General features: G+C 61.3%; 16 protein-coding genes and 1 tRNA gene. 5 read left to right on the top strand and 12 right to left on the bottom strand.

Annotated elements, in window-relative coordinates; translation table 11 throughout:
• Positions 1–24 precede the first annotated feature (24 nt).
• On the bottom strand, positions 25–1689 hold the full coding sequence (recN, locus tag CV013_RS13095) for a DNA repair protein RecN (protein ID WP_102156141.1): 1665 nt from the start codon (positions 1687–1689) through the stop codon (positions 25–27).
• Positions 1690–1725: 36 nt separating this feature from the next.
• The gene (locus CV013_RS13100; protein WP_102156244.1) at positions 1726–3060 is read right to left on the bottom strand and encodes a GGDEF domain-containing phosphodiesterase; all 1335 of its coding nucleotides are present in this window, start codon (positions 3058–3060) and stop codon (positions 1726–1728) included.
• Positions 3061–3196: 136 nt separating this feature from the next.
• On the opposite strand from CV013_RS13100, the gene CV013_RS13105 reads away from it, so the two are divergent.
• The 3 genes from CV013_RS13105 to CV013_RS13115 all read left to right on the top strand — a co-directional run bounded on the left by CV013_RS13105 (position 3197) and on the right by CV013_RS13115 (position 4727).
• The gene (locus CV013_RS13105) at positions 3197–3985 is read left to right on the top strand and encodes an NAD kinase (protein WP_102156142.1); all 789 of its coding nucleotides are present in this window, start codon (positions 3197–3199) and stop codon (positions 3983–3985) included.
• Positions 3986–4056: 71 nt separating this feature from the next.
• Positions 4057–4131 (top strand) — tRNA-Asn (locus tag CV013_RS13110).
• 260 nt (positions 4132–4391) lie between these two features.
• The gene (locus tag CV013_RS13115; protein ID WP_123639975.1) at positions 4392–4727 is read left to right on the top strand and encodes a phosphoheptose isomerase family protein; all 336 of its coding nucleotides are present in this window, start codon (positions 4392–4394) and stop codon (positions 4725–4727) included.
• A 48-nt stretch (positions 4728–4775) separates the two neighbouring features.
• Here the strand turns inward: CV013_RS13115 and CV013_RS13120 are convergent, their stop codons facing one another.
• From CV013_RS13120 to CV013_RS13130, 3 genes are all read right to left on the bottom strand, one after another.
• Positions 4776–5516: a sulfite exporter TauE/SafE family protein gene (locus CV013_RS13120; RefSeq protein WP_102156144.1), complete on the bottom strand. Its 741-nt coding sequence runs from the start codon at positions 5514–5516 to the stop codon at positions 4776–4778.
• 62 nt (positions 5517–5578) lie between these two features.
• Positions 5579–8344 carry a preprotein translocase subunit SecA gene (gene secA, locus CV013_RS13125; protein WP_102156145.1) on the bottom strand — a complete coding sequence of 922 codons (2766 nt, stop codon included), beginning with the start codon at positions 8342–8344 and terminating at the stop codon, positions 5579–5581.
• Between the two features lie 109 nt (positions 8345–8453).
• Complete coding sequence (locus tag CV013_RS13130; protein ID WP_102156146.1) at positions 8454–8726, bottom strand: hypothetical protein; 273 nt, start codon at positions 8724–8726, stop codon at positions 8454–8456.
• A 109-nt stretch (positions 8727–8835) separates the two neighbouring features.
• On the opposite strand from CV013_RS13130, the gene argJ reads away from it, so the two are divergent.
• Together argJ and CV013_RS13140 are read left to right on the top strand one after the other, a co-directional pair.
• Positions 8836–10062, top strand: coding sequence for a bifunctional glutamate N-acetyltransferase/amino-acid acetyltransferase ArgJ (gene argJ, locus CV013_RS13135; RefSeq protein WP_102156147.1), 1227 nt, complete (start codon positions 8836–8838; stop codon positions 10060–10062).
• A 12-nt stretch (positions 10063–10074) separates the two neighbouring features.
• Positions 10075–10893 carry an inositol monophosphatase family protein gene (locus tag CV013_RS13140; protein WP_102156148.1) on the top strand — a complete coding sequence of 273 codons (819 nt, stop codon included), beginning with the start codon at positions 10075–10077 and terminating at the stop codon, positions 10891–10893.
• On the opposite strand, the gene trxA is transcribed toward CV013_RS13140, so the two are convergent.
• Genes trxA through CV013_RS13175 form a run of 7 tightly spaced genes read right to left on the bottom strand, consistent with a single transcriptional unit; the run spans position 10890 to position 22118 of the window.
• Positions 10890–11210 (bottom strand): thioredoxin, encoded by a 321-nt coding sequence (gene trxA, locus CV013_RS13145; protein ID WP_102156149.1) that lies wholly within the window; start codon positions 11208–11210, stop codon positions 10890–10892. The two genes, CV013_RS13140 and trxA, sit on opposite strands and share 4 nt — an antisense overlap.
• A 51-nt stretch (positions 11211–11261) precedes the next feature.
• A complete protein-coding gene (gene addA / locus CV013_RS13150; RefSeq protein ID WP_102156150.1) occupies positions 11262–14717 on the bottom strand; it encodes a double-strand break repair helicase AddA in 3456 nt (1151 codons plus the stop codon).
• Positions 14714–17656, bottom strand: a complete 2943-nt coding sequence (addB, locus tag CV013_RS13155) for a double-strand break repair protein AddB (RefSeq protein ID WP_102156151.1) — start codon at positions 17654–17656, stop codon at positions 14714–14716. Before addB ends, addA begins: the two co-directional genes overlap by 4 nt.
• Positions 17649–18371 (bottom strand): nucleotidyltransferase family protein, encoded by a 723-nt coding sequence (locus CV013_RS13160; protein ID WP_223805313.1) that lies wholly within the window; start codon positions 18369–18371, stop codon positions 17649–17651. The genes addB and CV013_RS13160 overlap by 8 nt, the downstream gene beginning before the upstream one ends.
• Positions 18368–19351, bottom strand: coding sequence for an aminoglycoside phosphotransferase family protein (locus CV013_RS13165; protein ID WP_102156152.1), 984 nt, complete (start codon positions 19349–19351; stop codon positions 18368–18370). Before CV013_RS13165 ends, CV013_RS13160 begins: the two co-directional genes overlap by 4 nt.
• Positions 19348–19785, bottom strand: coding sequence for a tRNA (adenosine(37)-N6)-threonylcarbamoyltransferase complex ATPase subunit type 1 TsaE (tsaE, locus tag CV013_RS13170; RefSeq protein ID WP_102156153.1), 438 nt, complete (start codon positions 19783–19785; stop codon positions 19348–19350). The genes CV013_RS13165 and tsaE overlap by 4 nt, the downstream gene beginning before the upstream one ends.
• Positions 19782–22118, bottom strand: a complete 2337-nt coding sequence (locus CV013_RS13175; protein ID WP_102156154.1) for a sensor histidine kinase — start codon at positions 22116–22118, stop codon at positions 19782–19784. Before CV013_RS13175 ends, tsaE begins: the two co-directional genes overlap by 4 nt.
• Between the last annotated feature and the right edge of the window lie 49 nt (positions 22119–22167).

The following is a 22167-nucleotide window of genomic DNA, read 5'->3' on the forward strand; positions in this document are numbered from 1 at the left end:
CCGCACCCCCTCGCCGGACATTGCTCACATCCCTTCCAGCAAGCGATCCGCCTGTGCACGCGCTTCGACCGTAATTTCCGCGCCGGATAGCATACGCGCAATTTCTTCCTGACGCTGATCGGCATCCAGCAGCGTAACCGAGGTACGGGTAACAGTGCCCTCGCTCGATTTGTGGATTGCGTAGTGGGTTTGCCCACGCGCCGCGACTTGCGGGCTGTGTGTAACAACCAGCACCTGTCCACCTTCCGCCAAACGCGCCAGACGATCGCCTATGGCGCTGGCGACCGCCCCGCCCACTCCGCGATCGATCTCGTCGAAAATCATCGTTGCCGCGCCGCCCTTTTCCGCCAGCGCAACCTTCAACGCGAGGATAAACCGTGACAGTTCCCCGCCACTGGCAATCTTGTTGAGCGGCGCAAAGTCCGCGCCGGGATTAGTGGCGATAAGGAATTCAACTGAATCGATGCCGGATGCGCTCCAGCGTTCTTCGGGCAATTCGACAACCGCTGTGCGAAACCGTGCCGCATCGAGTTTTAGCGGGGGAAGCTCGCTGGCAACCGCAGCATCCAGGCGTCCGGCTGCCTCCGCCCGCAAACGGTGCAGCGCAATCGTTCGTTCGCGATAGACTTCACCTGCCTGTTTCGCTGCCACGATCAGCGCGTCCAGTTCCGCTTCGCCTCCTTCGATCGAATCGAGCGCCGCACGAAGCTCACGCATTTTACCGGGCAGTTCATCGACCTCGCAGCGATGCTTGCGGGCGATGGCGCGCAGTTCGAAGAGTCGCGTTTCCGCCCGTTCCAGCTCCGCAGGATCGTGAACCAGCGCTTCCGCAGCAGCAGCGAGCCTTTCCTCGGCTTCTCCCGCTTCGATTACCGCCCGGTCAAGCGCTGCCAGTGCATCTGCCAGCAATGGATGTTCGGGCGCGATCCGATCAAGCCGCCGGGCCGCCACCCGCAACGACGCCAGCGGAGAGTCCGATCCTTCCCACAGGTGCCGTAATTCTTCCAGATCGCCGGATAGCCGCTCTCCCTTCTGCATCGCAGCGCGCGCTTCGGCCAAACGCGCCTCTTCCCCCGCCTGAGGAGCAATCTCGGTCAGTTCCGCAAGATGCGCGAGAAGGAGATCCTGATCCGCTCTGGCATTCTCCACGCTTTCACGTGCATCTGCCAGTTGATCTTCCGCGGCGCGCCATGCGGCCCATGCTTTGGCCAGCCCCACAGCATCTGCTCCGGCAAACCGGTCGAGCAAAATACGGTGCCCTTTCGGATTGACCAGTCCGCGGTCGTCATGTTGCCCATGAAGCTCGACCAGCGAAGAGGACAGTTCACGCAACAGCGCCACGCTGACAGGTTGGTCGTTGACGAATGCCTTGCTGCCCCCATCGGCCCGCACAGTGCGCCTGATAATAAGCGGCTCGCCGGCCTCGCGCTCGATCTCCGCATCCTGCAGGATCGTCGCCACCGGTGCAGGAAGCTGCGAAAACTCGAATGTGGCCGTTACGCTTGCGCGCTCTTCCCCTGCGCGCACGAGCGCCGTTTCCGCCCGATTGCCCAGCACCAGCCCCAGTGCGTCGAGCAAGATCGACTTACCAGCCCCCGTCTCGCCAGTCAGCACACCCAGACCGCCCCGAAAATCGAGGTCGAGCGCATCGATCAGCACGACATTGCGAATAGATAGCCGGGTCAGCATAGCTGGGCGATTCCCTAGCCCAACCAATGGCTCGCGTCACCGGTTTGCAGCGTGCTTGCCAACAAGCCTGAGAAATTCCGTGGCACTGAGCGCAGGCGAACAGAGGAAGCCCTGGAACAGCAGGCACCCTTCGGCCAATGCCAGCGCACGCTGTTCCTCGGTTTCAACCCCTTCAACGACTACTTTCAGGCCGAGTGCATCAGCCAGAGCGACGATAGCACGCAATACTGCCAGATCGCGGGGATCGTCTGTCACGCCTTCGATCATCGACTTGTCGAGCTTCAGGTAATCGAGCGGCAACAGCTTGAGATAACCAAAGTTGCAGAATCCGCTGCCGAAATCGTCCAGCGCGATTCGCATCCCTGTATCTCTCAACTGGCTGAGTTTTTGAGCTGCTTCCTCGAGATTATTCAGCAGAACGTGTTCAGTGATCTCCAGCGTAAGACGTTCCGCCGGAAACCCGCTATCCGCCACCATCGCCAAAAATTCACGAACGAAACCGCTGTTGGAAAGGTCATCGGGCGTAACGTTCAGCGAGAGGCGAAGGTCGCTTCCCCACCGAGCTGCCAATGCAAGGGCACGTTGCGCGATATGGCGGGACAGATGCGCCACGTGTTCTGCCCGCTCGGCAATAGCAAACATCGCCGACGCGCCGATCAACCCAAGCGTTGGATGTTGCCACCGCGCCAGCGCTTCGCCGCCAACGAGCAAACAACCGGCAAGGTCGTACTGCGGCTGAATCACGACCTCGATTTCGTCTCGGTCAAGGGCGGCAATCAAATCCGCTTCCAGCTGAGCACTGCGATATCCGGGCGGCGCGTACACTTCGCTCGCCCATAAGACCCGCGCCCCTGTTTTGTCGTTAGCTTTGCCCAGAGTAGCTGCAAGACGATCAAGCACGTGTTCTGTTCGTTCGCCCGAAAGCATACGAATCATCGCCGCGCGCGGCCACAGCCGCACCGCGCCTACTCCGCCGATGAGGGCAATCGGGGCCGACAGCGCATCGGTCAGCGCTTCGGACAACCATTGCCAGCGTTCCCGACTGCACGCCTCTCTTGCTGCAAGCAGGAATTGACCACCACCAATACGCGCTGCGATCCAGTCTCCGTGCGCCAGCTCATCTTCGGCCAGCAGACGAATGCGTCGTGCAACCTCAGCGAGGGCCCCGTCGCCAGCCGCTTCACCATACGCAAGGTTGACCGTATCGAAACGGCCCAGACCAATCAGGGTTGCATGAATCGGAGCCGCACGGTCGTTTTGGGCACCTTCATCGCGCCACCGCTCCAGAACATCGATGGCAAATGCTGCATTACCCAGGCCGGTGAGCCGGTCGAACGAATAACTGGCAGTTGTTGTGGAGCTTGCGACCATGGCGCGACAATAACGTGATTTGTCGGGCCTGGCGCGTGCGCTTTCGCTGTGCGTTGCCAAATGGGACAACGCACCCTAATTTTCAGATTGTAGCGCGTGCTTTCTATTGGGACGCACGAAAGCGAGAGGGGCAAGAGTGGCCAGCCAGCAAGAATTTTCACGTCTGGCGTTGCTTGCGTCTGACACACCGCGCGCGCAAGAGGCTGCAGTCGTTCTGCGCGATGCATACGATTGGGTACCCCTTCACCGCGCCGATGCGGTCGTGGTTCTCGGCGGCGATGGGTTCATGCTGCAAATTCTGCATCGGATGCTCGACAGCGGACGGATCGTCCCGGCTTACGGAATGAACTGTGGCACAGTCGGCTTTTTGATGAATCGCTATCGCAGCCCGGCAAAGCTGCTCGACCGTATCGCCAAGGCCAGAGCGTTCGGTATCGCGCCTTTGAAAATGGAAGCGGTCTTGCAGGACGGTTCGACTGTTCAGGCGCGTGCAATCAACGAAGTGTCTCTGCTGCGCGAAACGCGACAGACGGCAAAGATCGAAATTTCGGTCGATGGCAAAGTGCGCCTGTCCGAAGTCGTCTGCGATGGAGTTCTGCTGGCCACCCCTGCCGGCTCGACGGCCTACAACCTTTCCGCGAACGGACCGATTCTCCCACTCGATTCGCAATTGTTGGCGCTGACTCCGATCAGCGCGTTCCGCCCGCGCCGCTGGAGCGGAGCCATTCTGCCAGAACGCAGCACCGTTACGTTTCGTATCAAAGAACCGGATAAGCGGCCCGTGTCCGCAGTGGCAGACCAGCATGAATTCCGGGACATAGCCGAGGTTAGGCTGGAGATTGACCGCGAACACCAGCTCTCTTTGCTGTTCGATCCGGGGCACGCTCTGGACGAACGGATCGTGGCCGAACAGTTCGTCGTTTAAAATTACCCCAAAACACGGGTTGCCAAAGCCGAACAGCACCCATATAGGCTCGCCCCTGCCCACGCGGCTGCTCCCCGATAGCTCAGCGGTAGAGTAGGTGACTGTTAATCACTTGGTCGTTGGTTCGAATCCAACTCGGGGAGCCACTTTCTAACATCGCAGCCGCTGCATCGCCTCCCGTCCTCGCGACAGGGAGGCTTTATTTTTCAGTCAATTACGAACCAAATCTTGATTGTCGCATTGTGTAACGATCTGTCGCGTTTGGTTATCGTCGCGCAATTCGTGCATTGTAGCGCAAGCTGAAAATTCGTTCATATTTCAGCGATGCAAGAGGGAGCAGATGCTGGCGTGCACGGCGATTATGCCATGCATCTCAGGAGCACAAACGATGCGTCCCATTCATTCGATGATTTTCGGTTCGCTTGCCTCTCTCGCCCTCGTCATCGGCGCGCCCGCTTTCGCCAGTACTACCGGTATAGCCAAGCCTGTGGCGGTTGCTCTGACAGCCAAGGAAAAGGGCAGGACCGTTGCCAAGCTCACCAAAGCGTCAGCAAGTGCAGCCAAACCATCCTTCGAATCATCCGGCCAGACCAAAGCAAAGCTCGCCACCAAGGTGGTGACGAAGAAGGGCAAAGCTGCCAAGCCCACTACTAAGAAGGCAACCAAAACGGCCAGCACGCATTGCCGCGATGCGAAAGGGCACTTCGCTTCGTGCAGCACCTCAGGTGCGCATAAGTCGTAATCAAAAGGCAGCCGCTCGATAATACAGCATCGGGCGGCTGCCTGCCTGCTACCATCCGGTCAACAGGCGCCCACCTACCCAAATGGTCAACGCTGCCGTCATCCAGCGAATCGCCGTTTGCGGCAGAAACCGGACAGCGAGAAAACTCCCTATCTGCCCCCCGAGCACAACGGCAATCAGCAGTGGCAGGCCGACCGTTGTCGCTTCTCCAATACTGTCCAGACCATTCTTTGCCAGTTGCCCGACAAGCCCAAACAGCGAATTGACGAGGATAAAGAAAGCTGCAGTAGCAGCCACTTCCCGTGCGCCGTTCCAGCGCACCAGATGCAACAAAGGCGCCAGGAATATCCCGCCACCGATACCGACCAGTCCCGCCAGATAACCGATCGGAGCCGCTACTAACGGCATATAGCGGGCGCCACGCATTGGAACGCCCTCTGCCGTCGCAGGCCGAGGGAGCAGGAGAGTCAATCCGGTGAGCACCAGACTGCCCCCCAAAATCGCCAAAAATGCCCCTTTACCAATCGGAGTCATCCCACCGAGCAGAGCCGCCGGGGCCGCCATCGCGGTTATGGCAATCGCGCCGCGCCACGGCGTCAAACCAGCACGGGCGAAGCGGATCGAACTGCCGGTTACCACCACTATATTGCATGCAAGCGATAGCACCGGCAGCAATCGATAGTCGAATCCGGCAATCGCCAGCAGAGCGCTGTAGGTCGATCCGCCACCAAACCCGACCGCCGCGTAGAGCAGCGCGGTGACAAAAAAAGCGATGGCGAGGCCAGTCATGGCCCCGCCCTATCGTTCACTTACATCCGATGCCAGCCACAACCAGCAGTTGCGACGCTATCTTATGCGTCGGCAGTCGGACGCCCGCCCACTGCTCCATGGCAGTGCTTGTATTTGTTGCCTGAACCACAGGGGCATGGCGCATTACGGCTGATGTCCTGCCCGGCCCAGGGGTTTTCACCCGGTGCGCCGGGGCTGACCTCTGCCATTGGCGACCCGGCGAGCGAGCCGAACAATGCCGCGCGCGACGCGGAACCGTCACCATCGTTCGAATTGTCCGTTCCCAGCAGCGGCTCGATATGGCCGGTCAGGAAATCGGGAAGATCGGGCAGTGTATCCATCGGCGGCGGAGTGAAGCGGAATTCGCTCCGCATCAGGATCGAAGTAATATCTTCGCGCAAGGTATCCAGCAGGCGTTCGAACAGCGCGAATGCCTCTTGCTTGTACTCGTTGATCGGCTGCTTCTGAGCATAGGCGCGAAGGAAGATCACCTGGCGCAATGCGTCGAGTGTCGCGAGGTGTTCTTTCCAGTGGTGGTCGAGCCGTTCGAGCAGGATTTGTTTTTCCAGTCGCTGCCAGGCATCCGGTTCGATTTCGGCAATCTTGCCGTCCATCACTTCATCGGACATCTGCACGAGACGCTCTTCGAGCATTTCGGGCTCGACATGGTCTTCCTGCAACCAATCGTCGATCGGCGGGGTCAGGCCGAGCACTTCTTCGACCCGTTCCTTCAAACCGGTAACATTCCATTGTTCGGGATAAGATCCGGGAGGGCAAGCTTCTCCGACAATCGTGTTCACGGTGTCGTGCCGCATGTCGACGACTACATCGCTCACCGTCTCGCTATCCATGATTTCAGCGCGCTGTTCGTAGATCACTTTGCGCTGATCGTTCATCACGTCATCGTATTCGACGACCTGCTTGCGAATGTCGTAGTTACGCGCCTCAACCTTCTTCTGCGCGGTCTCGATTGCCTTGGAGAGCCACTTGGAGCCGATAGCTTCACCATCTTCGAGGTTCGAATTCATCATCCGGGCAAACAGGGTATCAGGCCCGAAGATACGAAGAAGGTCGTCTTCCAGACAGAGGTAGAACCGTGACAGGCCCGGGTCGCCCTGACGGCCGGAACGACCGCGCAACTGGTTATCGATGCGGCGGCTTTCATGACGTTCGGTAGCGAGCACGAACAGGCCGCCCGCTTCCTTCACTTTGGCCTTTTCCGCCGCGACTTCTTCTTCGATCCGCTTGATCGCTGCATCGCGTTCGGGCCCCTCGGGCATGTCGGACAGTTCGTCTTCAATACGGAAATCGACGTTACCGCCCAGCTGAATATCAGTGCCACGCCCTGCCATGTTGGTGGCGATGGTTACTGCGCCCAATCGACCGGCCTGCGCCACGATATGCGCTTCCCGTTCGTGGAAACGCGCATTGAGGATCGAGTGCTTCACGCCTTCCTTATCGAGGAAGTCGCTGAGCAGTTCGCTCTTTTCGATGGAGACTGTGCCGACCAGAACCGGCTGGCCAATCTCGTGCTTTTCACGGATCGCCTTGGCGATGGCTTTGAACTTGTCTTGCGTGTTCTTGTAGAACTCGTCCTCCTCGTCGATCCTCTGGACCGGCAGGTTGGTCGGGATCTCGACCACGTTCATCTTGTAGATGTCCCAGAATTCCGCCGCTTCGGTTGCAGCAGTCCCGGTCATGCCGGAAAGCTTGGGATACATACGGAAATAGTTCTGGAACGTGATCGAGGCCATTGTCTGGTTTTCCGGCTCGATCTTGACGCCTTCCTTGGCTTCGACGGCCTGATGCAGCCCGTTCGACCAGCGGCGGCCATCCATCATACGCCCGGTGAATTCGTCGATGATAACGACCTTGTCGTCCTTCACGATGTAATCGATATCGCGCTTGTACATAATGTTAGCACGCAGCGCCTGATCGAGATGATGGACTACCTGCGTATTTTCGACGTCATAGAGGTTGGGCGTTTCCAGCAGCTCTGCATCGGAGAGCAGTTGCTCAATTTTATCGATGCCCTCTTCAGTCCAGGTGATACCCTTCGTTTTCTCGTCCGCTTCATAGAAGCTTTCATCGATCTGCTTCACGATTCCGTCGATCGTGATGTACAGATCGGTCTTATCCTCGGTCGGGCCGGAGATAATCAGCGGGGTCCGCGCCTCGTCGATCAGGATCGAGTCCACTTCGTCGACAATTGCAAAGTTGAACGGGCGCTGCACCATCTGGCCGCGCTCGTGCTTCATATTGTCACGCAGGTAATCGAAGCCGAATTCGTTGTTCGTACCGTACGTGATATCTGCCGCATAGGCATCGCGCCGTTCATGCTCGCTAAGGTTCGGAACGATCACGCCGATAGTCAGGCCCAGCCACTGATGCAGCCGCCCCATCCATTCCGCGTCACGTGCAGCGAGGTAGTCGTTGACGGTGACGACATGGACACCCTTGCCCTCAATCGCATTGAGGTAGGTGGCCAGCGTCGCGACCAGCGTCTTACCTTCGCCGGTACGCATTTCCGCGATTTCACCGCGATGCAGCACGATACCGCCGATCATCTGCACATCGAAGTGGCGCATTCCCAGAACGCGCACCGATGCCTCTCGCACCGTGGCAAATGCTTCGGGTAGAATATCGTCGAGTGTCGATCCCGCTGCCAACTGATCGCGAAACTTCTGCGTTTGCGCTTTCAGCTCATCATCGGATAGCGCTTTGATCTGCTCTTCAAGAGCGTTGATCTTGGCGACAATTTTATCGAGCGATTTAACGTAACGATCGTTGGCAGAGCCAAACACGGCCTTGGCAATTGACTGGAACATGGGCGTTGCATCCTGGAATCTGGTTGGCCCACACACGGACCTGTAACGGGAAATTCCGCCCAGTTCATAGCTGGCGGAAGAAAATGAGAAATTGACTGAAAGCCGGGTGCTATTCGTGCGCGCGGTCGATGCGGATCCGCACGGTCGGCGCCATCGGACGCAGAGCCGCGTCAGCAATCGGTGTTGGCGCGCTCGCTGCACAATCGGCGCTGACGCTGCGCGGCGCATAGTCGGCACAAACGGCCGCTTGCGCCACTTGCGCCTCGCTGGCGCTCGCTTCGATCTGTTGGCTCGCAGCGGCCAGAGCGCGCGCTTCCACAGGCGCGCCAAAAGCGGCGAGCCCGGTAACCAGCGCGAGGGCAGCAAGAAGGCGGCTCAACATTGCGACGCGCTAGATAGGGCTATGGAGTTAATTAGTCCACCTCGCGCAGACGGCATCTAGTCTGAAAAGCGGATTTACCAACGCACTATCGCAGCCTAAGCGCCCACGCATGGACATCGAACGCTCCCCTCTCGCCCGGCCCTTTCCCGATGCACCGCAAATCGCAGGCGTGACACCACGGGTGACCCGTGCCGGGTACAAGGACTGGGGCCGCTGCGACCTGACTTACATCGAACTGAGCGAAGGCACATCGGTGGCAGGCGTGTTTACCCGCAATGTCTGCTGTTCAAGCGAAGTCGAGCTCGGACGGCAGAATGTAAAAACGGGGAACGCGCGCGCACTGGTAGTAAACGCAGGCAATTCCAATGCCTTCACCGGATACCGTGGGCGCGAAGCGGTGGAGCAGATTATGACGCAAGTTGCCGAACACCTCGGCTGTGCGCCGGAAGACGTGTTTGTCTCCTCCACCGGAGTCATCGGTGTGCCATTGCCGAAAGACAAGGCCCGCGAAGGAGTGGCCAACGCCTTCACCGCTCCCGAATGTTCATGGGAAGATGCGGCAAACGCGATCGGCACGACCGACACTTTCACCAAAGGTGCAGTCGCCAGTGCGATGATCGGTGATACGAAGGTCAATCTCGTCGGAATTATCAAAGGCAGCGGGATGATCGCACCCGATATGGCGACGATGCTCGGCTATATTTTCACCGATGCTGCTGTCGATTCCATTTTCCTGCAGGACTTGCTAAGCGCTTCTAGCGATACGAGCTTTAATTGCATCACCGTCGATTCCGATACGTCGACCAGCGACACCGTGCTTGCCTTCGCCACCGGCAAGGCAGGCAATGCGCCGTTACGTTCGTTCGACGATGCAGGCGCGGATGCGTTCGCTGCCGCGCTGAACGATGTCTGCCGCAAGCTATCGCATCTGGTTGTGCGCGATGGGGAAGGCGCGCAGAAATTCATCGCTGTATCGGTAAGCGGCGCCGTCTCGGACGAGAGCGCGCGCCGGGTGGGTCTCGCCATCGCTAACTCGCCCTTGGTCAAGACAGCGATTGCCGGAGAAGATGCCAACTGGGGCCGCGTTGTTATGGCCGTCGGCAAAGCCGGCGAGCCGGCCGATCGGGACAAGCTCTCCATTGGTTTTGGTGGAGTGTGGGCCGCCAGAGAAGGGCTGCCACTGGCGAATTACGACGAAACGCCTGTCGCCGAACATCTGAGAGGAAAGGATATTTCCATCGAGGTCGACCTGGGACTTGGCGATGGACAGGCAACTGTCTGGACCTGCGACCTCACCCACGGGTACATCTCAATCAACGCCGACTATCGGTCGTAAGGTTCGTTTCCAATGAGCGCCCTCGACGACGAAATCCTATCGCTCCTGCGCTTTGCCGCAGAAAACGCAATCATGCCACGCTGGCGCAATCTCGCTGAAGGCGAAATTGAGGAGAAGGCGAAAGGAGATTTCGTCACCGTCGTCGACAAGGAGGTGGAGCAATTTCTGGCCGAGGCGCTCACGCGCCTTGCTCCGGGCGTCGAGGTCGTCGGGGAAGAAGCAGTGCACGCAGACCCGACCATTGCTGACCACCTCTCCAGCGCGTGCTGGATTATCGACCCGATCGACGGCACAGGCAATTTCGCACGCGGAGACGGCCATTTCGGCATTATGATCGCACTGGCCGATGGCGGTGAAGCCATCGCCGGATGGATCTACGACCCGCAGCGCGACCGGCTTTGCCGCGCACGCAGGGGAGATGGGGCCTACATAAATGCCGAGCGAATTACCGCACGTGCTAGCAACCAGACCCCGCCGACACTTGCGGCGATGACCGGATTTATGACCGCAGAACAACGTGCTTTGTTCGAACGCGAGATCGCACCGCATTATACGCTGGTTGCCGCTCTAGGCTGCGCGGCGGAGCAGTACCCCCTCACCACCCTCGGCGCACACGATATCGCAATCTACGAACGCACCCTTCCCTGGGATCACGCAGCAGGTTGCCTGTTTCTCAACGAAGCGGGCGGTCGCTGCGCCCGGCAGGACGGTTCGCCCTATCGCGTTGATACTCAGCGCAAGGGAATGATCGCAGCCGCCACGCCCGCATTATGGGATGCGTTCGTAGAGCGGCTCGACCAATCGGGCTATGTGCCCGGCAGCAGCAGTTAGAGTTCGCCTTCCAGCCAGCCCTTGAGCTGCCCCTTGGGAGCCGCGCCAAGCTTCTGAGCCACTGGCTTGCCGTTCTTGAAAAGCACCATCAGAGGAATCGACTGAACGCCAATCTGGCCGGGAATGCCGGTGTTTTCCATGATGTCCATCTTGGCGATGGTCACTTTGTCAGCCAGTTCTTCGGAAATTTCTTCCAGCGCCGGGGCGATCATCTTGCACGGGCCGCACCAGTCAGCCCAGAAATCGACCAGTACGGGCTTGTCGGATTCGAGCACGTCGGACTGGAAGCTGGCGTCGGTAACGGCGATGGTGGCCATGAGAAGTCTCCTGAAATGATCGGTTGCTGCCAATTTAGGCGCGATGTCGGTTTACTCAATGCCCGTTGGGGCAAAGCTTTCCGACTTGATCGACAAGGCACTCTTGCGGGAAGCAAGCATTTCAACGGGAATGGCGATCAGTTGCGGGGTCTGCGTATAAAGGACCGCGCATACAATCTCCCGGCCGGGATATATTGTCTCCAGCGCGGCGGCATAGGCAGCCATCTGGCGCAGGGTTGCTTCCGGCACACCGTCCAGTGACGCAGGCGGACGGCGGGCGGTTTTGAAATCGACGACGGTGATCCTGCCTGGCTCCACCAACAACCTGTCGGCCGTGCCTGCGATCACTTGCCCATCGACCGCTGCTGCCAAAGGAACTTCAGCCAGCGCATCCGGACCAAAAATCTCTGCGAATTCAGGTGTTCGGAGCACCGCCAGAGCGGCATCGACGATTTCGGCCCGCTCGACATCGGTCAAGTCGCGCGCCTGTCTCTCAAGCCAGCTATGTGCCGCCGTACTGCGATCATCGATCGCAATATCGGGCAGCCTTTCCAGCAAGCGGTGGATCAGCACCCCGCGCCGCGCAGCCACTTGGGCCACTTCGGCGGGCAGCGGCGGATCGGCCCCCAGCTCTCCACCCGCAGAGGAGGGTGCCAACGGGCGCGGCGGGCGTGGTTCGGGGCCAATCGGTGCGGTCGCCCAGTCTGGCAAAGCAACCGGCGCGGCCCGATCCGGTTTCGCCACTTCGGCAATCGGTTCCGCCCGGTGCCCAAGCTCTCTGCGCGCCCCCCAGATCGGATCGGTGAGATCGTCTCCATCGAACAACGGCGCAAGTCGGGCGTACCACGAATCCGCCGCCGGTTCGCGTTCCCGCTTGCCTAGCGCCCCACCGATAAACAGCGCCTCTTCGGCACGGGTCATCGCGACATAGAGCAATCGCCAGTGCTCCTCGCGCTCCGCATCGGCAACTTCGGCCTCGGCCGCAGCGATGCGGCCCGCCTTCTCTTCCTTCCGCAAATTTGGCAAAGGGATGCTAGGCCCATCATCGCCAGACAGCTCCTCTGCCAGTTCCAGCCCCCGCACGCGCGAACTGTCGGGATTGCCGGTCGCATCAGCCAGGATGACGATGGGTGCCTGCAAGCCCTTGCTGCCATGCACGGTCATCACCCGCACCAGCCCGCCGCCACCATCGGCCTCTCGCTTCAGCTCGCCCTCGCCTGCATCGAACCAGTCGATGAACCCGGTTATACTTGGGGTGTGAGCGGAGGCGTAGGCATTCGCCGCATTGAGCAATTCGTCGATCGGATCGTTCGCCTCGCGCCCCAGCCGCGCAACCAGCGCCCGCCGCCCCTGCCACGGACCCACCAGCATCCAGTGCAACAGAGCCTGCGGCGGTTCGAAATCCGCCCTTCTCAACAAATCGCGCAGGCGTTCGGCCGTTTCCTGCTGACGGGGATCGTCACCCTTGCGGATATGATCCCACAGCCGCACGTCTTTTTCGCGCCACCCATAATCGAGCAAGTCCTGCTGGCTCCACCCGATCAGCGGAGAAACCAGCAAGTTCGCAAGGCTCAAATCGTCGCGCGGCTGCGCGGCGAAGCGCAATGCGGCGAGCAAGTCCTTCACCGCCAGCGGCGCGCCCAGACGCAACCGATCCACCCCGGCGACCGGAACCCCCGCAGCATGAAGGCGAGCGACAATCAAACCGGCCAGTTCCCGCCGCCGTCGCACCAATATCATGATGTCGCCCGGCTCGGCATTGCGGCTGTGCTTGGCCAAAGGATAACCGGTGTCGAGCCATTGTCTGACCTGATCGGCAATGCGATTGGCCATCGCCCGCTCGGGTTCGGACAGCCATTCTTCCGGCCCGTCCTCTTCCTCATCATCTGACTCATGAGCGCTGATCGGGTGCCATAAAGTGGCCTGCCCCGGCAGATCGTCTCCCTTATGCGGCGCTGGCGGAGATTTGAGGCCAAATTTATCCGCGCCGATGGCTGCAATCGCTGCGTCGACCACGTCCAGCACAGGCTGCGCCGTGCGATAGCTGCGCCCGAGATCGAGATCGCGCAGTCTTCGGGCAGAGGGGGATACCCCCGCCAGATCGTCCATCAATTGTGCGTAATGATCGCGGGCGATGGCAAAATTTTCCGGGCTCGTGCCCTGAAAGCGGAAAATGGCCTGCTTGTAATCACCGACAACGAATATCGTTCGCAGCTCTCCGTCGTGTTGCCCTTCGCCAGCGAAAAAGTCGCCGGTCAGTGCGCGGATGATCGACCATTGCGCTTCGTTGGTATCCTGCGCTTCATCGACGAGGATGTGATCGAAACGGCGGTCGAGTTTATAGCGAATCCAGTCCGCCATTTCCGCGTCGCGCAACAGCGCAGCGGCACGACGGATCTGATCGTCGAAATCGATCAGCCCTTCCCGCGACTTGGCATCTTCCCATGCCAGCGCGAACCGACGGCCGATTTCCAGCGCCGGGGTCAACCACTCTGCCAGAGCAAGCAATATCCGCAGGTCCACCACCCGCTGAATCGATGCGGCAACCGCGCTGGCCGCATCGGCATAGCCGGCATCCTGCTTCTCCAGACTTTTGAGCGAGCGCGGATCGCCTTTCTGCGTGAACAGCGCGGCCTGCATCGCCTCCAGCGCGGCAAGCCGCTCCATCCCATGCGAACCGAGAAAATCGGCAATCGCCGCAATCGATTTTTCCGCAGTCGCGGTGCCCCAAGCCTGATTGGCGGACAGCATCTGGCGAAGCGCTGCCACATCGAACGCATCGTCGGCGCACAGTTCCGCAGCACTGCTTTCATCCGCATCGCTATCAAGGCCAAGCAAACGAGCCACGCGCCCGCGCATCGGCGGTTGCCAGCCACCTGGCCCGAACCACACCTCGCGCGATTCGGCGCACCGCATCAGCCATTCCCGTACACCATCCGCCCCCATCCGCAGCGAAAGCATCGCGAGCGGCGCGATGACGGCATCATCCCCGCTCGTTTCGGCATCCGCGACCATTTCAGCCAGCACTTCGTGCGCCAGAACATCGCGGTCGCGATCTTCCATCGGTCGGGTGCCGGGGACCAGCCCGGCCTCTTCGGGAAAGGCCGCCAGCAACCATTGCGAAAACGCATGGATCGTATCGATCCGCAAGCCACCGCCCGGACAATCGAGCACACTGGCAAACAGCGTACGCGCCCGTGCCTGCGTATCGGGATCGAACGGTGCTCCGATTGCCCGCAGGTCTTTCGCCAGCGCTTCGGACCTCATCCGCACCCATTGCGCCAGCACGGCGTTGACCCGCTCTGCCATTTCCGCGGCACCTGCCTTGGTGAAAGTAAGGCAAAGAATTTCCGAAGGCTTCACCCCTTCGCGCAGCAACAGCCGCAGCACACGGGCAGAGAGAACCTGTGTCTTGCCAGTACCTGCCGATGCAGACAGCCAAACGCTGTCCTCCGGCTCCACCGCCAGCGCCTGATTGTCTTGTAACGGAAAAACTCTCCCGCTCATTGTTCGCGCCCCATCCATTCATCGAGCCGCATGAGCTGGTCATATGTCGCATAGCCGGGGGCATCGGGATTCAGCCGCGCGGTGAATGGCTCGTCCCCCAATATCCAGCGGTTCAGGGCATCGTCGAGATATTCGCGCGCCTTCGGCAGAAACGCGTCGGCGGCGATCCCGCTGCGCTTGGCCCCTTCTCTGATCGGCGTGGTCACATATCCGAACCCGGTTTCGCTCTTGTCACTGCGCCCCAGCGACCAGTATTCAAACCGAGTGGCCTTGCCGATGGCCTTCGCGAAACCGCCATTTTCCACCATCAGCCCCAGTGTGCCAAGCTGAAGAGCATAACCTGCCTCCACCTGTGCGCCGCTGGGCGGGCGACCGGTCTTGTAATCGACGACTGCGTAGCTGCCGTCTTCCAGACGATCGAGCCGGTCGATCCGGCCCCGAATGGTCACTCCGTTCCATTCCATGCTGCCCCACTCTTCGAACAGAGTGGGTATCCGGACCGGATCGGCGGCGATTTGCCCTTCGACCCATTCCAGAGCCTTCAGCAAACGCGGCCGCCACAGCGCACGGGTCAACGGGTGAGCATGCATTTGCGCCAGTTGCTCTTCTGCGATGTCAGCAATCGGGCGACCGGTCTTGTGCCACACTTCCAATATCTTGTGCGCGAGTTCCCCCTGCCACGCCGGACCGGGATCGGCATCGAGCGCGTCCATCTCGTCCAGCCGGAGGATCGAACCGGCATAGAATTGATAGGGGTCGGCGCGCAGCCGATCGAGCCCGGTGACACTGAGCGCCACTTTGCGCTGCTGTGCATCGGGCCTTGGCTCCGGCTGCGGATATGGCAGCGCGGAGGGCGCATCGTCCAGAGCGCGCGCGAGCTGAACCGCCTCCGTTTCTACATGGCGATCAAGCAAATCGCCCAGCAGCGCCTGCACCCGCAGAAGGAAGCGTGAGGCAATCGCCGGGCCGCCTTCATCGCGCCGCGCGCGGCTGAGCACGACATCGGGCGCACCCAGTGCCGCAGCCAGATCGTGCGCCGCCAGCCCAATGCGGAAATCCGCCCCCGGCACGCCAAGCGCCCGCAACACCGCCGGGGCCAGCAAAGGATCGGTTGCGGGCCGTGCGGGCCAGGTGCCTTCGTTCAACCCGGCACAGATAACCAGATCGGCGCGCGCCATGCGGGATTCGATCAGACCGTAAATCGCCACGCGCGGATGCCCGCCATAAGGAGGACGGACCGAGTTGCCTTCCATCGCATCGCTGAGCGCGGCATGAAGCTCGTCCGCCTCCAGCACAGTGCCGACATCGCGCGCATGGAGCCGCAGATCTTCCACGAACTGCGCCAGCGCGCGCCCATCCTCGCGGCTCCACAATGCATCGCCGCACAGCGCTTCCCCTGCAGCGGCCAGACGGTTCAGCCATTCGGCAAGCGGCAAGCTGCCATCCTGGCATAGCGGCGCGAGGATCGGGGAGACTTCTGCCCACCAATCGGCAACCTTCGCTTCATCGGCAATATCAGCAACGGGTGTCAGACCAGGTGTCGGGCGCGGGCCCCGCAACTGCTCATCCAGAGCACGCAGATGGCGAAGCCATTCGCCACGCCCTTCGCCATATCGAACCAGAGGGTTGGCCAGAGCCGCAATCAGCGAAACCGGAGCGGCCCGCTGAGCTGCGATATCGGCCAGTTGAAGGAGCACTCTGCCTGCGGCGGTCAGCGTCAGCGGCCGTCCCGCGGTGTCGTCCGCTTCGAGGTTCCAGCGCCTGAGATGCTGGACAACGCGCCGTGCCAGCGGCCTGTCCGGTGTGACCAGCGCCACTCGACGTTCGGGCACCGAAACCGCTTCGCGGATCAGCAAGGCGATGGCCTGCGCCTCTTCCTCAGGGTTGGCCGTTTCCATTACCCGCACACCCGAGAGGCGGCGTTTCTCCGCTGACAGGTCAACCCAGATCTTACTCGCCTGTGGCGGCAGGAACAGGCTGGATATCGCATGGGTGCGCTCTGGCGGAGCTGCGGCGACGCCCTTGCGATGCCACTGCTGGACCTCCGCCCGGTTTATGCCCATCCGGTTAAGCAACAGCTTGAGATGGTATTGCGGATGGGTCACCGCGTCGCCTTCGCTGAACGGCGGATCGCCGGGATTGACGCAGGCACCCGCCGCGCCCAGTTCGCCCCACACATCTTGCGGCATCGACAAGTCGAGGTCCGGCAGGATCACCGCCCCCAGCGGCAATTCGGATACCACCCGCAGCAATCGCGCCAGCGCAGGCGCCGCGCTGGTCACGCCAGCGGCGACAATCGGTGTAGCGGGCGGGTTGTTCCGCCATTGGGTCGCTGCGTGATCGAACAGACGGTTGCGCCGCGCAGCAGCGTCGATCGTGCCTGTGGCGGCCAGTTCCGCCAGCCAGATCGCCTGTACCCGCGCAAAGCGATGAACCGCCCGCTGCCAATGCTCTGCCAGATCGCCCACCACGCCCATCACCCGCTCTTCCAGCAGTTCCTGCGGGCCGATGTCCTCCACCAGCAAACGGTCCATCGTCGCGGCGAATTCGCTGGCCAGTCGCAACAGCGCCGAACCGCGCGGGGCATCGTCGCCCATTTCGGCGCGGAGTATTTCCGCAAGTCGCAACCATCGCCGCGTGGGGTCCACCGCTGGCGGAATATCGGCAGCGCCCAGCGGATCGAGCAAAACGCCCAGCGTCTCGTCCAGATCGAGATCGCCCACCACCGCCATGCGCGGCATCAGCATCCCGCCACCCGACGCCCGCACGAATGCCTCCTGCACAGTGCGGATCGCGCGAGTGGACGGGAGCAGCAACGTCAGCCGGGCAAGGCCCAGCTCCGAATCGCTGTATCGCGGGATCAGTCCGGCAACGAGAGCATCGGCAAAACCGCGGTGTGCGGCAATCGAATAAACCTGCGGATGGATGCGCTCAGGCACCCGTCAGCACCGCCTCTGTCGGCCGGATGGCCTGCGGCGTTCCCACCTCAAACCATTGTCCCGTAAATGTCGCACCGAACAGGCGGCCTTCCGCGATTGCGCGTTCCCACAGAACCATTGTGCCGAACCGCCCTTCCGGCGCGTCACGCAGCAGGCGGTGGCTCACGATCTGGATGCCCGTGTAGATAAACGGAGCAATCCGTCCTGCCCGCCTGCGGCTGAGCCGACCGCACGGATCCATGTGAAAATCGCCAAGCCCGGTGAAATTGGCAGCCCGCGCATGCGGCACCACCAGCAACAGGGCATCCATTTCGTCCGGCTTCCACAGCTCGGTCATTTCGACAAACGCGTTGCGCGGTCCGTCGAGCCAGATGTTATCCGCGTTGAGACAGAAAAACGGATCGGGCAGCAGCCCGGCCCTGTATGCCTTCAGCATTCCCCCGCCGGTTTCCAGCAACAGATCGCGTTCGTCCGATATCGTCACCTTGGGCGCAGCGCGTTCCTTGATATGCGCTTCCAGCGGATCGGCAAGATAGTGGACGTTGACAACAGCCTTGGCCACACCCGCCTCCGCCAGTCGATCCAGCGTGTGATCGATCAGCGCCTTACCCGCGACGCGCACCATCGGCTTGGGTTGTGTAGCAGTGAGGGGGCGCATCCGTTTACCGAGGCCCGCCGCCATGACCATCGCTGTGTCGGAGGCAAGCGCGCTCACATCAGTTCCCCACCGAAATCATCGCGGATATTGCGCGGAATATTGCTGTCGAACCATGCGGCAACCGGGGCGAGCGCGGGATGTTCGAGATCACGCTCCATCGCTTCCCATACACGCGGGACATAGGCGAGATAGCGCGGCTTGCCGTCGCGTTTCCACAGGCGGGCGAAAATGCCCACGATCTTGGCATTCCGCTGTGCGCCGAGCCGCGCATAATCGGCATCGAAATGCGCGCCCGCCGACACCGTCTGGCGATAATGATCGAGCATCGCCGCCTCAAGCTCACGACTGACATCGCGGCGTGCATCCTGCAGTAACGAAACAAGATCGTATGCCGGGTGCCCGACAAGAGCATCCTGAAAATCGATCAGGCCCTGTTCCCCCGATCCTTCCGGATCGAGTAACATGATGTTTTCTGCGTGATAGTCCCGCAGAACGGTCACGCCCGGCGTCTGACGCTCCAGCATCGGGGTCAACACTTCGCGCCAGGCAGCGAGGTAGCCATCCTGATCGACATCAAGCCCCATAGCCGGACAATACCACTCGGTGAAAAGCGCCGTTTCCGTCAGATATGCATCCATATCGTATGGAGAGAACGGTCCCGGCGGGAGAGCGTGGAGCTGTGTGAGCGTGTCGACCGCTATCGCATAGGCGCGCTGTTCGCCATCGGGATGAACATCGAGCCAGTCCCGCATCCGGTCGTCCCCGAAATCTTCGAGCAAGACCCAACCCGCGGGCGCATCGGATGCGATGATCCCCGGCGCCCGCATCGAATTGGCAGTAAGCCATTCGGCCACGTCCAGAAACGGTTGCGGATCTTCGTGCGGGGGCGGTGCGTGCATCAGCATCGCGTGCCGCGCGCCATCGCAAATGCGAAAGTATCGCCGGAACGACGCATCGCCAGGAATTGGTGCGATAGTGGCATCGCCCCATCCCGCCTGTTTCAGAAAGGTGTGAATCCCATCGGGCAGTCCGCTCATGGTTCTCGCCCTAGCCAAGAGTCGCCGGGCAAGACAATCGCCCTTCGCCCTCCGCCCGCAATTTCGAGGGTTATCGACAGGCAAGCGGCCTCATGAGCAAATCCGCCAGCGTTTTCGGGCCATTCGGCCAGCAGTGCCGCCCCTTCGCGATAGTCGTCCAGCCCGATCTCATCGATTTCCGAAGGATGTTCGAGGCGGTAGAAATCGGCATGTATCAGCGGAGGCGAAAGCGAATCGTAGGTTTCGATTATCGTGAAGGTCGGCGACGGCACCTCGCCCGGATGACCCAGCGCCGCGATCACACTACGCGACAAAGTGGTTTTCCCCGCACCCAGCCCGCCTGACAGTGCCACAACATCGCCGGGACGAAGCGCAGCAGCGATCCGCGCCCCGAATGCATCCATTGCCGCAAGGTCAGGCAGATCGACGATCACGGAATGAAGATCGAGGCGGTTGTCCCCTCGCCTCTACGCGACACGATATCCAATGTGCCGCCATGCGCCTCCACCAGCTGACGAGTCAGCGGAATGCCGAGGCCCTGGCGCCGCTCAAGATTGCCATCGGCATCCGATTGCAGCCCGTCCAGCGCTCGTGAAAGCTCTGCACGAGTCATCCCGCGGCCGTTGTCCGACACCACGATCCGCACACCATCCTTGCGGCGCGACAGATCCACCAGAATCTTCCCGCCCTTCGGCGTCGCGGAAATGGCATTATCGAGCAACTGGCCAATGGCACGACCAAGCTGCCTTTCGTCCGCTGAAATCTTCGCGCTGGCACCGCCGCGCAAATCGAGGCTCAATCCGCCATCGACAATCGCCGCTTCCCGATCGCGCACCACTTTGGTGACGAACGGCAGCAGGTCGATGCGCTGCTTGCTGATCGGCAGCAGACCCGCCTCGCTCTGCGACAGGTCGAGCACGTTTTCGACTTGTACGGTCAGACGCTGGACGGATTCGATAATCGCCGCGACATATTCGCGCCCTTGATCGGTCAGTTCGCCCGCCGCCCCGGATTCGAGCAGTTCGGCAAACCCGCCGATAGAAGTCAACGGCGTGCGGAATTCGTAGCTCATATTAGCGAGGAAGCGGGTTTTCACTTCGTCCGCCGCCTCCAGTGCCTTGTTGCGCTGACGCAAGGCATCTTCGGCCATCTGCGAATCCGTAATGTCGAGCACTGTCAGCAAGCCATTGCCATCGGGCAGCGGCACACCGGCCACTTCCAGAGTGCGCCCGTCGGCCAGTGCGACACGGCCGCCGGTCTGCTTGCGATCGAGCGTCGCCCCCCGCACGACTTCGCCAATGCCCTGTGCCTGCTTCGGATTGTCGAGATTGGGCGCAATCAGCGCGACAAGCTGTTCGGCGGTGGGATGTCCATCCAGTTCGTCAGGGTCGATGCCCCAAACGGATGGGAACCGGCGGTTCCACAACTGCATGTGCCCATCGGGCGCGAACACGGCAAGCGCTTCGAACAGACTGTCGAATGTCGCCGTCCGCGTCCGCAACAAGGTATCGCGCGTCGCCGCCAGAGCGAGTTGCTCGGTGCGGTCTTCCGCGATCAGCACCAGCGATCCGTCGGGCATTGGCTGCGCGACAATCCGCAAATGCGTGCCATCGCCCAGCGGCCAGTTTTCCTCGATCGCCTCGTCGGCAGCGAACCATTCGATGCGTTCTTTCCGCCACGCCGGGAAATCGCGCACTTCGGGGGTACGCCCCGCCTCGCGCGATTCGCGCATGAAACGTTCGAATTCAAGCCCCTCGCCCGCGCCCGGTCGCATCGCAAATGTGCGGCGGAACGGCTGATTGGCGAATCCCAGGCGATGATCCGCGTCGAACTGCGCCACCCCGACACCGAGTTGATCGAGCATCTGGCGCTGTGCATCGCGGAACGCCCGCAAAGCACGCGCCTGCTCTTCGGTTTCTTCGATATCCACTGCGTATCCGGCGACACCTTCTTCGCCCAGCGGGAGATCGCTGACCCGCATCGACCGACGTTGCCCGTCGATCGTAGTCGCCACCACGCGCTCGACCGGCAGGTGTTGCTCCGCCGCCTCTGCCGCCACTTCCGCAGCAGTCAGGCCCTCGACCGGTTCGATCAGCTCCACCTGCCCTGCCACAACCGCCTCCGCGCTTTCGCCGCCAACCGCGCGCACATAGGCGCCATTGACCAGCTTGAGCCGGGTATCCGGTCCACGGAACCACATCGGCAGCGGCGCCGCTTCGATCAGGCCGACCAGTGCAGCAAAGTCCCCCCGCGCGCGGGCCGCATCGGCGCGCAACCGGGCCAGTTCGTTTTCGCTTTCGGAAAAGTCGAAGATCCACAGCAGCGCGGCGCCTCCGGGAAACACTTGCGGGTCAGCAAGCGCCCCGCGAACCGCCAGGCTGCGCTGCGATCCTGGCACGGTCAACGCCATACGGAACGGCGCAGCGGTTTTCTGCGCGCGGCGGACATGCTCGGTCAGCGCGATAACCTGATCCTGCGACAGGCCCTTGCCCTGCCCGCCCACCAGTTCGCTGAGGAACCGGGGCAATTTATCCAGTCCGAACCAGCCCGCGAGCCTTTCGCTGCCCTCGATCCGGCCATCGGTGCGAACCACCAGCGGGATCGCCGGTGCTTCGTCGATCATGCGGGCCATGCGACGCGACGCCTTGCGCGCCGTTTCCGCCCCGCGGGCGCGCGCGCTGGCAGCCAGCATCATCCACGCCGCAGCAGCCGTCCAAGTGGCCAGCAACAGACCGATCAGCACCAGTACGATAGGCGAGAGTTCCATAACAGCCAGCTATGCGCGACGCGGGCGCGATGCAACTCGTTGATGATAC

The organism is Tsuneonella flava (genome assembly GCF_002870965.1).
Taxonomy (GTDB): Bacteria; Pseudomonadota; Alphaproteobacteria; order Sphingomonadales; family Sphingomonadaceae; genus Tsuneonella; species Tsuneonella flava.